Below are 12,721 nucleotides of genomic sequence, written 5' to 3'. Positions count from 1 at the left end.
GCCGGGAACCGGGCCGCCGACCGCGCCACCGGGCGCGGGCGGGGCACCACCGAAGCTCGGACCGCCGCCGACCGGCGAGCCGCCGACGTTGGGGCCCCCGCCGGGGCCGGGCGGGCCACCGACGACCGGAGCGTTGGGCGGGAGGTTCGCCGCTGCGCTGGGCGCGACGTCCACGCCCGCGAGGCCTGCCTGCACGGTCTGGCCGGTGGGCGGGGTGGGCTGGTCGTCGCCGCCGATGGGCACCGGGCCGGTGATGTCCGGGTCGCCGCCTGGCACGACGTTGGCCGCGCCGTGCGCCGTGTCGCCCACGACGTGGGCGGTCCCGCGGGCGGTGTCACCCACGACGTCGACGGCGCCAGGCACGAGACCGGGGCCGTCGTGACCCGGTCCGGGCCGGCCGTCTCCCACGAGGTTCGTGGCGCCCTGCGCGGTGTCGGCAACCAGGTTCGTGGCGCCGTGGACGGTGTCGGGCACCAGGCCGGGACCGCCGGGACCCCGACCACCGTCACCGACCACGTTCCCGGCTGTGTTGTCGACCAGGCTCGTGGTGCCTTGGGCGGTGTCGGCGACCAGGTTGGTCGCACCGCGCGCGGTGTCGGCCAGCAGACCGGGGCCGCCCTGCCCACCTTGTCCGCCACCGCCCACCAGGTTGGTGGCGCCCTGTGTGGTGTTGGAGACCAAGTCCGTGGCACCTCGTGTGGTGTCGTCGGCCACGGCGGCGGTGTCGGCGACCGTGTCGGTGACGGTGTCGGCAACGCCGTCGGTCACCGTGCTCAGCAGGTTCGGGGCGTGGGTGCCGGGGTTCGCGTTGACCGGGTCCCGCACCGTCGACATGTCCACTCCGGACGCCGGCTGCACGGCGCTGATCAGGTTCGACTCGATGTTCGCCACGTTGGCCGACGTACCTCGGACCGCGGTGTCCAGGCCCGCCAGGGCCATCGGGTGCCCGGCCGCGGCGGCGTTGTGCGCGGCGTCGGAGTTCTGGGCCAGCGACACCAGGTTCCGCACGATCTCGACCTTCGCGGCGCCCACCTGCTGGCTCGCGTGCTCCAGTCGGTCGGCGGCGTCGTTCATCCCACGCACGGTCGACGTCAGGTGCCCCGAGTCCGGCTCGACGAACGTCTGCCAGTGCTGCGTCGCCGCGGTCCCGGTGTCCCCGCGCACCGAGTCGAGCCCGCCCCGCACGGTCGTGTCCGCCTCGGTCGTCACCGTCGACATGCTGGTCGCCGCCTCGCGCCACGCCTGCGCCGACCGGCCCATGACCTCCTCGTCGGCCTCCGGCCACTGGACGCCGGCCTGCGCGGCCACGTCGGCGAGCTCGGGAGGCAGTTCGATTCCCATGACTACGCCTCGGAGACGTCAGGACCGGCGGCGCGCAGCCGCTCGACCCCATGGTCGTCGTCGGCGGTGTACCGGGCCGCGGTGTCGGTGAACCGGGTGCCGACGGAGCCGAGCTGCTCGGGCAACGACCCCAGGCGAGACAGCGTCGAGTCGGCCGGACCGGCGTGCGCGGTGCCGAAGCTCTGCCCGACGGCGTCACCACCCCAGCACGGGCCGGCCTCGGACAGCGCCGCGGACAGCGTCTCGTGAATCGACGTGACCCGGCTGGCCAGCGGATCCAGCTGCCCGGCCTGCCCGGCGAGCCGCGCGGAGTCGGCCTCGTACCCGTCGGTCATCGCTTCTTACTCCCCGCTCGCATCCAGCTGAGGTCCTCGAATGTCTCCTCGGCATCCGGCGGCTCCGGCTTGAGCTCCGCCGGCGTGAGGTCGGCCGTCCCGCGCAGCAGCGCGTCGGGGTCGGTGTCCGGCGGCAGCACCGGCGCCATCGCCTCGCTCGCCGCGCGGGACGCCTTCGAGGCGGCCGTCGCGGTCAGCGCGACGATGGTCGCGGCGAGCTCGTGCGGGCGCAGCTTGCGGTACGCGGAGTCGACGATGACCAGCTCGGTGAGCCGTCCCTGCGCGCCGACGGTGACCGTCACCAGACCGTCCTCGCTGGTCGCCGACGCCTGGAGGGTGGCGAGCTTGCGGTGCACGGCGCCCAGCTGCTCCCGGCTGCGCCGGTACCCGGCGAGCAGTTCCTCGACCTGAGCTCGGTGGTCAGCCTCCACGGCTACCTCCGTGTGGGTGACGGCATGGTCGTCGGACCGATGTTGGACGCCTGCCGGGGCGTCCCGGTTCCGGTGAGTTCAACGACTGAGTCGACGATCCGGCAACGCCGCCGACACGGCCGAGTGCACCACACGTGCGAGCGCGCCGCCCACCGGCGAGCGCGGGCCGCCGAACGGCTCGGCCGGCCCGTCCGCGGGGCACAGCACGGCGGTCGCGTCGGTGCTGGTTCCGGTGCCCGGCACGCCCGCCTCCCACAACGCCTGTGCCTTCGCCTCCGCGATCGTCGCGACCGCGTTGACCAGCGCCGCCTCGGAGAGCCGGACCGCGGAGAAGCACACGGCGTTGATCGTTCCCGGACCGGCCGCCGCCACCGGGTCCGGCGCGGCCGCCCAGGTGGGGTGCGCGCCGACGCCGGCGGTGACCGACGCACGCACGCCACCCTCGGACCGGTGCACGACGTCCCGCACGTCGACCGCGGTGAGGAACCCGGCGCCCTCGCCGGCGAGCCCCAGCGAGCGGGCCAGCTCGGTGAGGTGGACGTCGGGGTCGCGGCGGGCGTAGCCGTCCGGGACGGTCGCGTTCAGCACCCAGTGCCGCAAGCCGAGACCGCCGCCCAGCGGGCTGGACGAGATGGTCAGCAGCGGCACCTCGAGCCGCCACACCAGCACCGCCCCGCCGGCCACCGACGCGAGCTCCGGCGTCACCGGATCTCCTGGCACACCAAGGCACGCACGTCAGCCCCGCAGCGCGCGCACCACGCGGGACGGGCTGGGCCGGCCGAGCTCGCCGGCGAGCCACGCGCTGGTGTCGGCGAGCGCGTCGAGGTCCACGCCCGTGGCGACGCCGAGCCCGTCCAGCAGCCACACCAGGTCCTCGGTGGCGAGGTTGCCGGTGGCCGACTCCGCGTACGGGCAGCCGCCGAGCCCACCGGCCGAGGAGTCCACTGTGGTCACCCCGCGGCGCAGTGCGGCGAGCGTGTTGGTGAGCGCCTGGCCGTAGGTGTCGTGGAAGTGCACGGCGAGCGCGGCCGGCCGGGTGCCCGCCGCCGCGAACGCGTCCAGCAGCGCCTCGACCTGGCCGGCGGTGGCCACGCCGATCGTGTCGCCGAGGGAGAGCTGCGTGCAGCCCATGTCGAGCAGCCGCCGCCCTACCGAGACGACCGCGGCCGGGTCGACCGGGCCCTCCCACGGGTCGCCGAAACACATCGACACGTACCCGCGCACGTCCAGCCCCTCGGCGACCGCGCGTGTGACGACCGGCTCGAACATCTCCAGCTGGGAGTCGAGCGAGCGGTTGAGGTTGCGGTTGGCGAAGGTCTCCGTGGCGCTGGCGAAGATGGCGACGTGCCGCACGCCGGCCGCGAGCGCGCGATCCAGGCCGCGCTCGTTGGGCACCAGCACCGGGTAGCGCACACCGTCCCGCATGGACAGTCCGGCGAGCAGCTCCTCGGCGTCGGCGAGCTGCGGCACCCACTTCGGGTGCACGAAGCTCGTCGCCTCGATCGTGGTGAGCCCCGCGGCGGCGAGCCGGTCGAGGAACTCCAGCTTGACCGCGACCGGCACGACGGCCTTCTCGTTCTGCAGGCCGTCGCGCGGGCCGACCTCCCAGATCGTGACCGCGGCCGGCAGGTCCTCGCCGGACACCCGGACCGGGAGCCCGAGGTCCCGCGCGGTCAACTCAGCGGCCCTGCGGCTCGCCCTCGGCCGGGAACGTGCCCGGCTCGAACTCCGTGGTGCCGCCGCGCTTGAAGTCGTCGTGCGGGTTGTCGTTGACCTCGCGGTAGATCAAGGTGTGCACCTTCTCCACCTTGGGGATGTCGTCGAACTCCAGCGGCTCCTGCGACGCCGACTCGATGATCAGCGTGCCGCAGCCGAAGATCCGGTCGACCAGGCCGTGCTCGAAGCGGACGCTGTTGATCCGGCCGAGCGGAATGTCGATGCCGGTGCGGTTGATCACGCCCTCGCGCGCCATCACCCGGTCGGTGGTGACGATGAAGTGGGTGGTCCGCCACCGAAGGAACGGCACGAAGAACAGCCAGATCAGGATCCCCAGGCCGAGCACGCCGATGGCGATCCACGCGACCATGTTCCACGACTGGTCCTGGACAAGGATCGCGAGCCAGATGCCGAGCGCGAGCGTCACGATCAGCACGAGGTAGGGCACCAGAAGCATCTTCCAGTGCGAGTGCCGGTGGAGAATGACGCGCTCGCCGTCGCTGAGCAGATCGTCTGGATAGGGCACGACGTCCTCCCGAAAAAGCGCCTCTGGCGTTCTGACCGGGGTAACCGTACCGGCGCCGGCCGACCCCGGGTGCGCGGAGTGCTAAACGTCTTCGGGATTGAGATGAACGACGTCGCCGGCGGAGAGCGCGCTGACCGCGCCGTCGTCCATCTTGATCAACAACCGCCCGCCGGCGTCCACGTCCACGGCTACGCCGACGCGGGTCGAGCCGCCCGGCAGCTCGGCGCGAACCCGCTGGCCAAGGGTGCCGCAGGCCTCGCGGTAGCCGGTGAGCACGCCGCTGCGCTCGACGTCGCCGTCGGCGAACCGCCAGGTGTGCTCCAGCTCGAGGAAGGCACCGAGAAAGCCGATGGCGAGCGTGCCGCGGTCGGTGGTCGTCGCGCCGTGGTCGGCGAGGCAGGTGGCCGGGAGTCCGCCGGGGCCGGCCGGCACGGTCTCGGGCAGCGGGGCGACGTTGAGGCCGATGCCGACGACCGCGGCCTGCGCGGCGCCGTCGGGCACCGCCTCGGACAGCACGCCCGCGCACTTGGCGCCGGCGATCATGAGGTCGTTGGGCCACTTGAGACTCGCGGTGACGCCGGCCTCGGTGGCCACGTGCATCAGCGCGAGGCCGGCCACCATGCCGAGCGTGCCCAGCCGGCCGGCCGGCACCGCGGATGGTCGCAGCAGCACCGACAGGTAGAGCCCGGTCCCGGCAGGGGAGACCCAGGTCCGGTCCCGGCGGCCGCGCCCGGCGGTCTGGGCGTCCGCGACCAGCACGGTGCGGTCCACGGCTCCCTCGCCGGCCGCCGCGAGCAGGTCGGCGTTGGTCGACCCGGTGGTCGCCACGACGTCCAGCGCGGCGTAGGGACCGTTCGGCGCCACCAGCCGCTCCCGCAGGACCAGCACGTCCAAGTCGGTCACGCCGGTCACGTTACCGACCACCCCGGTGGGCTGCCTGGATAGGCTCGACAGCCATGAGCAGCGCGACCGCACCACTCGGCGAGCCGCCGGCCGGGGATGCCGACATCCACACCACGGCCGGCAAGCTCGCCGACCTGTACCGGCGCGACGACGAGGCCGTGCACGCCGGCTCCGAGCGCGCGGTGGCCAAGCAGCACGCGCGGGGCAAGAAGACAGCCCGGGAGCGGATCGACATGCTGCTCGATCCCGGGTCGTTCGTCGAGCTGGACGGGCTCGCCCGGCACCGGTCCACCAACTTCGGCCTCGACGCCAACCGGCCCTACGGCGACGGCGTGGTCACCGGCCACGGCACCATCGACGGCCGCCCGGTGTGCGTGTTCAGCCAGGACGTCACGGTGTTCGGCGGCGCGCTCGGCGAGGTCTACGGCGAGAAGATCGTCAAGGTGATGGACCTCGCCCTGAAGACCGGCCGGCCGATCATCGGCATCAACGAGGGCGGCGGCGCGCGCATCCAGGAGGGCGTGGTCTCCCTCGGCCTCTACGGCGAGATCTTCATCCGCAACACCCGCGCGTCCGGCGTGGTCCCGCAGATCTCGCTGATCATGGGCGCGAACGCGGGCGGGCACGTGTACTCCCCGGCGCTCACCGACTTCGTCGTGATGGTCGACCAGACCTCGCACATGTTCATCACCGGCCCGGACGTGATCAAGACCGTCACCGGCGAGGACGTCGGCTTCGAGGAGCTCGGCGGCGCCCGCACGCACAACACCAAGTCGGGCAACGCGCACTACCTCGCGGCCGACGAGGACGACGCGATCTCCTACGTCAAGGAGCTGCTGTCGTTCCTGCCGTCCAACAACATGTCCGACCCGCCGATCTTCGAGGGCTTCGTCGAGACGGGCGCGGTGGCCGAGTCGATCACCGACGTCGACCGCGAGCTGGACGTGCTCATGCCGGACTCGCCGAACCAGCCCTACGACATGCACGAGGTCATCACCCGCGTCGTGGACGACGGCGAGTTCCTCGAGGTGCATCCGCTGTTCGCGCCGAACGTGCTCGTCGGCTTCGGCCGGGTGGAGGGCGCGAGCGTGGGGATCGTCGCCAACCAGCCGACCCAGTACGCCGGCTGCCTGGACATCGACGCCTCGGAGAAGGCGGCCCGGTTCGTGCGAACCTGCGACGCGTTCAACGTGCCCGTGCTGACCTTCGTCGACGTGCCCGGCTTCCTGCCCGGCACCGACCAGGAGTGGAACGGCATCATCCGCCGCGGCGCCAAGCTGATCTACGCCTACGCTGAGGCGACGGTCGGCAAGGTCACCGTGATCACCCGCAAGGCCTACGGCGGCGCGTACGACGTGATGGGCTCCAAGCACCTCGGCGCGGACATGAACCTCGCCTGGCCCACCGCCCAGATCGCCGTGATGGGCGCCCAGGGCGCGGCGAACATCGTGCACCGCAAGAAGCTCGCCTCCGCGGCCGACAACGGCGAGGACGTCGACGAGCTGCGGGCCCGGCTGCAGCAGGAGTACGAGGACGCGCTGTGCAACCCGTACCAGGCGGCCGAGCGCGGCTACGTCGACGCGGTCATCCCGCCCTCGCACACCCGCGGCCACGTGGCCCGCGCGCTGCGGCTGCTGCGCGAGAAGCGCGAAACCCTGCCCCCCAAGAAGCACGGGAACATCCCGCTGTGAGTGACGAATGCCTGGAAGGCGTCCTTCACGACGCTGAACGTCCGGAAGGCGTCCTTACTGGCGGGCCATTCCTGCGCGTTGAGCGCGGGGAGCCGGACGACGCGGAGGTCGCCGCGCTGGCCGCGGTCGCCGCGGTGCTCGCGGCGGCGGGGGGCGATCGGGTGGAACCGGACAGGCGGTCGCGGTGGTCGGATCGGGGTGCGCTGCTGCGCGCCCCGCTGCGGCACGGGCCAGGGGCGTGGCGCGCATCGGCGTTCTGAGTCCGGCCCCTAACTTTCGAGGATGACCATGCGAAGCCCGTGGACGGCCATGTGGGCGCTGTGCGCGTGCTTCTTCATGATCATGCTCGACTCCACGATCGTCACCGTGGCGATCCCGGCCATGCTCGGCGGGCTGCAGGCGAACCTGAACGAGGTCGTCTGGGTCAACAGCGTCTACCTGCTGGCCAACACCGTGCCGCTGCTGCTCACCGGCCGGCTCGGCGACCGGTACGGGCCCAAGCGGGTCCTGCTCGTGGGGCTGGTGATCTTCACCGGGGCGTCGCTGTGGAGCGGGCTCGCGACCTCACCCGGCGAGCTGATCGCCGCCCGCGCGGTCCAGGGCCTCGGCGCGGCCGCGATGACCCCGCAGACGCTCTCGTTCATCACCCGGCTGTTCCCGCCGGAGAAGCGCGGGCTGCCGATCAGCGTGTGGGGCGCGGTGGCCGGTGTCGCGACGATCACCGGGCCGGTCGTCGGCGGGCTGCTGGTGGAGCACATCGGCTGGCAGTGGATCTTCCTGATCAACCTGCCGATCGGCGTGGCCAGCCTGGTGATCGCAGCGGTGGCGTTGCCGGACTGGCAGCCGCGCCGCGCGATGCGGTTCGACGCGCTCGGCGCGACGCTGTGCTCGCTCGGCCTGCTGCTGGTGGTCTTCGGCGTGCAGAACGGCCAGCACTACCACTGGGGCAAGGCGTTCGGGCCGGTCACCGTGCTGCACCTGATCATCGGCGGCCTGGTCTTCCTCGGCCTGTTCGCGTGGCGACAGCTGTGGTTTCGCCGGGCCCGCACCGACGTCGAGCCGCTGGTGCCCAACTCCCTGTTCGGCGACGGCACGTTCGGCTCCGCCAACCTCGTGCACGCCGCGCTCGGGTTCGCCACCACCGGGATGTTCCTGCCGCTGGTGCTCTACCTGCAGACCGTGCTCGGTCTCTCGCCGCTGGGCTCGAGCATGCTGGCGCTGCCGATGGCGATCATCGCCGGCGTCTTCGCGATGATCGTCGGCGCGGTGTGGACCAGGATCGGCGCCCGCACGCTGATCATCACCGGGCTGCTCATGCTCGCCGCCGGCACGGGGTTCCTGGCCTGGCTCGCCGAGCCGGACACCGAACCGTCGGCGCTGATCCCGGGGCTCGTCGTGGCCGGCGTGGGGATCGGCTGCGTGTACGCCCCGATGACCGCCGCGGCCACGGCGCGGCTGCCCGGCGAGCTGATCGGCTCCGCGTCCGGCGTCTTCAACACCTCCCGCCAGGTCGGCGGCGTGCTCGGCAGCGCGGCGGTGGGCATGCTGCTGCAGGTCGGGGTCGCGTTCGCGGTGCCGGACGCGGCCCGCCGGTACGCGGAGCGGCTGCCGCCGCGCTACCGCGAGGAGTTCGTCGAGCGGATCAGCGCCGCGGCGAACACGGCGAGCCAGTTCGACACGAGCCGGCCGCCGCTCCCGTCGAACCTGGACCCCGAGGTCGCCGGCATCGTGCGCCGAATCGTCATCGGCGTGTTCCACGACGGGTTCACCGTCGCCGCGAAGGCGAGCCTGGTGCTGCCGATCGCCGTGCTGCTACTGGGAGTTCTCGCCGCGACCGGGATCCGCGTGCCGCGCCTGAGCCGCACCAAGGAGCGAGTCGGCTAGGGTCTGCGCCCGTGCAGCTCGTACTCGCCTCGCAGTCCGCGGCCAGACTCCAAGTCCTTCGCGGCGCCGGCATCGAGCCCGTCCAGTACGTGTCGGGGGTCGACGAGGACGCGCTGGCGTCTTCGCTGCCCAGCGCGTCGCCGGAGCAGCTGGTCGCCTCGCTCGCGGAGGCCAAGGCCCGCACGGTCGCCGACGCGGTAGCGGGCGACCACCCGGACTCGGTCGTCATCGGCTGCGACTCGATGCTGGCCCACGAGGGGATGCTGGTCGGCAAGCCCGGTACGCCAGAGCGGGCCCGCGAGCGGTGGATCATGATGGGCGGCGGCACCGGCGTGCTGCTGACCGGCCACACGGTGCTGCGCATCCAGGGCGGCGTGCTCGGCGCGCTGGCGAGCGGCACCGCCCAGACGACGATCCGCTTCGGCTCGCCGAGCCCGGCGGAGATCGACGCGTACATCTCGACCGGCGAGCCGATGGTCGTCGCCGGCGGTTTCACCCTCGACGGCTTCGGCGGCTGGTTCGTGGACGGCGTCGACGGCGACCCGTCCAGCGTGATCGGCATCAGCCTGCCGCTGACCCGCCGCCTGCTGGTGGAGGTCGGCGTGTCGGTCGTGGACCTCTGGGCCCGACGGTAACCGCCTCCCCGGAATTCAAAGTGTTGGTCGCGTACCAGCGAACGGCACGGTTGGTCCTGTAGTTCGTGGCTGAGTGCCGTCACGTTCCCCTGAGGTTGCGTTGGTCGGGTAGCGAGACCTCGCAAACGAACCACGAGCCGGCACCTGAACACGCGGGCTACTAGCACGGTGACAGCTGGTCGGAGCGGATCTCCACCGCCGGGAAGCCCGGCAGCGCCTCGACCGACGAGTAGTCCCGCGTGCAGCCCGCCTCCGCGCCACCCATCGTGAAGACCTGCGCGAACACCGGCGTCCCGGCGCAGTCGGTCGCCGCGCGGTCGCAGTCGTGCTGCACCGCCACCACCTCCGGGCCCGAGTCCACCGTGACCTGGGCCAGCGCGAGGAACCCGGCGTCGGACACGAAAGGCTTGGTCAGCGAGCTCCACTTGCCCGACCGGCCGGCGACCACCTGCCCCGCCGTGCCGCCCTCGTAGCTGCCGCGCACGACGCAGGCGGACAGCGCGGACACCACGCACTGCAGCGACTCCCGCGTCAGCCGCACGCCCAGGTCGGTGACCGTCACCTCGATGACCTCGCTGGAGTTCGGGCCGCCGATCCGCAGCCGGCCCGAACGGGCGCCCCGGTCGGCGACCAGCTCGACCGTCGTGCCCGCCACCGGGACCGTGGCCAGCACCGCGCACGGCTCGCGCACACAGCCGTCCACGTCCACCTGGGACGGCGACGTCGACGCGGACGGCGGGGTCGACGTCGCGGCCGGCCGGTCCCGAGCCTGGTGGGCGGCGACCAGCGCACCACCCGCGACCAGCGCGGACAGCACGGCTACCACGATGACCGCCCATGGTCTGCGTCCCGCCACGGTGTCCGCCTCCGTCCACTCCGGCGTGAGCTTGCTCTCGGTCCCGCCGCCCCCTCCGATCCGTAGACTCCCCGAGAAGACCAGTATCAACGAGGAGTTGGGCGTGCCCGAGCTGCGCAAGGTCCTGATCGCCAACCGCGGTGAGATCGCCGTTCGCGTCATCCGGGCCTGCCGGGACGCGGACCTGCCCAGCGTCGCGGTGTACGCCGACCCCGACCGCGACGCCCCGTTCGTCCGGCTCGCCGACGAGGCGTTCGCGCTCGGCGGGTCCACCGCCGCGGAGACCTATCTCGACATCGGCAAGCTCCTCGACGTGGCCAAGCGGGCCGACGCGAACGCCGTGCACCCCGGCTACGGCTTCCTGTCCGAGAACGCCGACTTCGCCCAGGCCGTGCACGACGCCGGGCTCGTCTGGGTCGGCCCGGACCCGCAGGCCATCCGCGACCTCGGCGACAAGGTCACGGCCCGGCACATCGCCACGCGCGCGGGCGCGCCGCTGGTGCCCGGGACGAAGGAGCCCGTCGACGGCCCGGAGGAGGTCGTCGCGTTCGCCGACGAGCACGGGCTGCCGGTGGCGATCAAGGCGGCGTTCGGCGGCGGCGGCCGGGGCCTGAAGGTCGCCCGAACCCGCGAGGAGATCCCCGAGCTGTTCGACTCCGCGGTGCGCGAGGCCGTGGCCGCGTTCGGCCGCGGCGAGTGCTTCGTCGAGCGCTACCTCGACAAGCCGCGCCACGTGGAGGCCCAGGTCCTGGCGGACAAGCACGGCAACGTCGTGGTCGTCGGCACCCGGGACTGCTCGCTGCAGCGCCGGCACCAGAAGCTGGTCGAGGAGGCTCCCGCGCCATTCCTGACCAACGAGCAGCGCGCGCAGATCCACGAGAGCGCCAAGGCGATCTGCCTCGCCGCCGGCTACTCCGGCGCGGGCACCGTCGAGTACCTCGTCGGCCTGGACGGGACGATCTCGTTCCTGGAGGTCAACACGCGGCTGCAGGTCGAGCACCCGGTATCGGAGGAGACCGCGGGCGTGGACCTGGTGCGCGAGCAGTTCCGGATCGCGGCCGGCGAGCGGCTGCGGTTCACCGAGGACCCCGCGCCGCGCGGGCACTCCATCGAGTTCCGCGTCAACGGCGAGGACGCGGGCCGCAACTTCCTGCCCGCGCCGGGCGTGGTCACCCGCTTCGTCGCGCCGGACGGCCCGGGCGTGCGGGTGGACACCGGCGTCGAGTCGGGCTCCGAGATCGGCGGGCAGTTCGACTCCCTGCTGGCCAAGGTGATCGTCACCGGCGAGGACCGCACCCAGGCGCTGGAGCGCTCGCGCCGGGCGCTGGACGAGATGGTCGTCGAGGGCATGGCCACCGTGCTGCCCTTCCACCGCGCGATCGTGCGGGACCCGGCCTTCCGCGCCACCGGGGACGCGGCGTTCTCCGTGCACACCCGCTGGATCGAGACCGAGTTCGACAACCAGATCGCCCCGTTCACCGACGCCGCCGAGCCGGCGGAGGAGGAGCCGCGGCAGACGATGGTCGTCGAGGTCGGCGGCCGGCGCCTGGAGGTGTCGCTGCCCGGCGGCCTCGCGGTCGGCGCGCCCGCGGGCGGTGGCCCGGCCGGCAAGGCGGCCCCGCGCAAGCGCGGTGCGGGCAAGGCCGCGGCGACCTCCGGCGACGCGGTGACGGCCCCGATGCAGGGCACGATCGTCAAGCTCGCGGTCGAGGACGGACACGTTGTGGAAACGGGTGAACTGATCGTGGTCCTCGAAGCGATGAAGATGGAGAATCCGGTGACCGCGCACAAGGCCGGCACGGTGACCGGGCTCGCGGTGGCCGCCGGCGAGACGGTCACCCAGGGCAGCGTGCTCTGCGAGATCAAGGACTAGGTCGACTGGAGGACGGCTTGGCTGAGATCCGGGTCAGCTCGGCCGAGCGGGACGACGCCATCGCGGCGCTCGGTGTCCACCTGTCGAGCGGGCGGCTGTCGTCGGAGGAGTATGAGCGGCGCCAGCGCCAGGCGACCGAGGCGCAGACCCGCGCCGAGCTCGAGTCCCTCTTCGACGACCTGCCCGCCCCGCACCCCGACCTGACCGCGGCGATCACCCCGCGCCGGCCGACGATGGTCAACCCGGAGTGGCCGGGTGGGCGCACGGGCACCCGCGCCAGCCGCGTCATGGACGTCATCGGCGTGCTGTCGTTGCTGGTCGGCCTGCCCGTGGCGATCGTGATGACGGCCGTCTCCGGTGTGTGGTGGATGTTCGTCGTCGTGCTCGGTGTCGCCGCCGTGGCGATGGTGCTCGGCGTCGCCTTCATGACCCCGGCCGCCGCGCCGTCACCGGCCGACGACGACCGCGAGGAGCGCGTCGCGGACGACAGCACCGAGAAGGACGGCTGAGAACGTCCTCAGTTCGGGCCG

At 72.8% G+C, this 12,721-nt stretch carries 13 protein-coding genes and 1 pseudogene; 6 read left to right on the top strand and 8 right to left on the bottom strand.

The features are described 5' to 3' along the window. The 7 genes and pseudogenes from ACRDSK_RS10000 to ACRDSK_RS09970 form a co-directional block, all read right to left on the bottom strand. Window positions 1–1,341: pseudogene (locus ACRDSK_RS10000) on the bottom strand (hypothetical protein); the annotation flags it as partial. 2 nt (window positions 1,342–1,343) lie between these two features. After that, window positions 1,344–1,676, bottom strand: coding sequence for a hypothetical protein (locus ACRDSK_RS09995; RefSeq protein ID WP_431439725.1), 333 nt, complete (start codon window positions 1,674–1,676; stop codon window positions 1,344–1,346). Beyond that, window positions 1,673–2,107: a YbaB/EbfC family nucleoid-associated protein gene (locus tag ACRDSK_RS09990; protein ID WP_431439723.1), complete on the bottom strand. Its 435-nt coding sequence runs from the start codon at window positions 2,105–2,107 to the stop codon at window positions 1,673–1,675. The genes ACRDSK_RS09995 and ACRDSK_RS09990 overlap by 4 nt, the downstream gene beginning before the upstream one ends. A 78-nt stretch (window positions 2,108–2,185) precedes the next feature. After that, window positions 2,186–2,812: an adenosylcobinamide amidohydrolase gene (locus tag ACRDSK_RS09985; RefSeq protein ID WP_431439721.1), complete on the bottom strand. Its 627-nt coding sequence runs from the start codon at window positions 2,810–2,812 to the stop codon at window positions 2,186–2,188. A gap of 30 nt (window positions 2,813–2,842) precedes the next feature. Next, entirely contained in the window at window positions 2,843–3,784 is a 942-nt protein-coding gene (locus ACRDSK_RS09980; protein WP_431439720.1) for a hydroxymethylglutaryl-CoA lyase, read from the bottom strand. A gap of 1 nt (window position 3,785) precedes the next feature. Beyond that, on the bottom strand, window positions 3,786–4,349 hold the full coding sequence (locus ACRDSK_RS09975) for a PH domain-containing protein (protein WP_431439718.1): 564 nt from the start codon (window positions 4,347–4,349) through the stop codon (window positions 3,786–3,788). Window positions 4,350–4,430: 81 nt separating this feature from the next. After that, on the bottom strand, window positions 4,431–5,252 hold the full coding sequence (locus ACRDSK_RS09970) for a biotin--[acetyl-CoA-carboxylase] ligase (RefSeq protein WP_431439717.1): 822 nt from the start codon (window positions 5,250–5,252) through the stop codon (window positions 4,431–4,433). A gap of 53 nt (window positions 5,253–5,305) precedes the next feature. Here ACRDSK_RS09970 and ACRDSK_RS09965 point away from each other — a divergent pair, with 53 nt between their 5' ends. The 4 genes from ACRDSK_RS09965 to ACRDSK_RS09950 are packed head-to-tail and all read left to right on the top strand — an operon-like array spanning window position 5,306 to window position 9,462. Next, the gene (locus ACRDSK_RS09965) at window positions 5,306–6,943 is read left to right on the top strand and encodes an acyl-CoA carboxylase subunit beta (RefSeq protein WP_431439716.1); all 1,638 of its coding nucleotides are present in this window, start codon (window positions 5,306–5,308) and stop codon (window positions 6,941–6,943) included. Further along, on the top strand, window positions 6,940–7,203 hold the full coding sequence (locus tag ACRDSK_RS09960) for an acyl-CoA carboxylase subunit epsilon (RefSeq protein WP_431439714.1): 264 nt from the start codon (window positions 6,940–6,942) through the stop codon (window positions 7,201–7,203). The genes ACRDSK_RS09965 and ACRDSK_RS09960 overlap by 4 nt, the downstream gene beginning before the upstream one ends. A 22-nt stretch (window positions 7,204–7,225) precedes the next feature. Further along, window positions 7,226–8,827, top strand: coding sequence for a DHA2 family efflux MFS transporter permease subunit (locus tag ACRDSK_RS09955; protein ID WP_431439712.1), 1,602 nt, complete (start codon window positions 7,226–7,228; stop codon window positions 8,825–8,827). An 11-nt stretch (window positions 8,828–8,838) separates the two neighbouring features. Beyond that, window positions 8,839–9,462, top strand: coding sequence for a Maf family protein (locus ACRDSK_RS09950; RefSeq protein ID WP_431439711.1), 624 nt, complete (start codon window positions 8,839–8,841; stop codon window positions 9,460–9,462). A gap of 160 nt (window positions 9,463–9,622) precedes the next feature. Here ACRDSK_RS09950 and ACRDSK_RS09945 read toward each other — a convergent pair whose 3' ends face one another. Then, window positions 9,623–10,318 carry a hypothetical protein gene (locus ACRDSK_RS09945; protein ID WP_431439710.1) on the bottom strand — a complete coding sequence of 232 codons (696 nt, stop codon included), beginning with the start codon at window positions 10,316–10,318 and terminating at the stop codon, window positions 9,623–9,625. Between the two features lie 103 nt (window positions 10,319–10,421). Here ACRDSK_RS09945 and ACRDSK_RS09940 point away from each other — a divergent pair, with 103 nt between their 5' ends. After that, on the top strand, window positions 10,422–12,191 hold the full coding sequence (locus ACRDSK_RS09940; protein ID WP_431439709.1) for an acetyl/propionyl/methylcrotonyl-CoA carboxylase subunit alpha: 1,770 nt from the start codon (window positions 10,422–10,424) through the stop codon (window positions 12,189–12,191). Window positions 12,192–12,208: 17 nt separating this feature from the next. Continuing rightward, window positions 12,209–12,700, top strand: coding sequence for a DUF1707 SHOCT-like domain-containing protein (locus ACRDSK_RS09935; protein WP_431439708.1), 492 nt, complete (start codon window positions 12,209–12,211; stop codon window positions 12,698–12,700). The last annotated feature ends 21 nt before the right edge of the window (window positions 12,701–12,721 follow it).

This window comes from Actinophytocola sp., from assembly GCF_050699915.1.
Lineage (GTDB): Bacteria > Actinomycetota > Actinomycetes > Mycobacteriales > Pseudonocardiaceae > Actinophytocola.
This window is presented reverse-complemented; position numbering and strand designations above follow the sequence as displayed.

Bases quoted from the DNA above. Each gene is read 5' to 3' on its own strand.
- ACRDSK_RS09995 (WP_431439725.1), bottom strand. From the start codon at position 1,676: ATGACCGACGGGTACGAGGCCGACTCCGCGCGGCTCGCCGGGCAGGCC.
- ACRDSK_RS09965 (WP_431439716.1), top strand. From the start codon at position 5,306: ATGAGCAGCGCGACCGCACCACTCGGCGAGCCGCCGGCCGGGGATGCC.
- ACRDSK_RS09955 (WP_431439712.1), top strand. From the start codon at position 7,226: ATGACCATGCGAAGCCCGTGGACGGCCATGTGGGCGCTGTGCGCGTGC.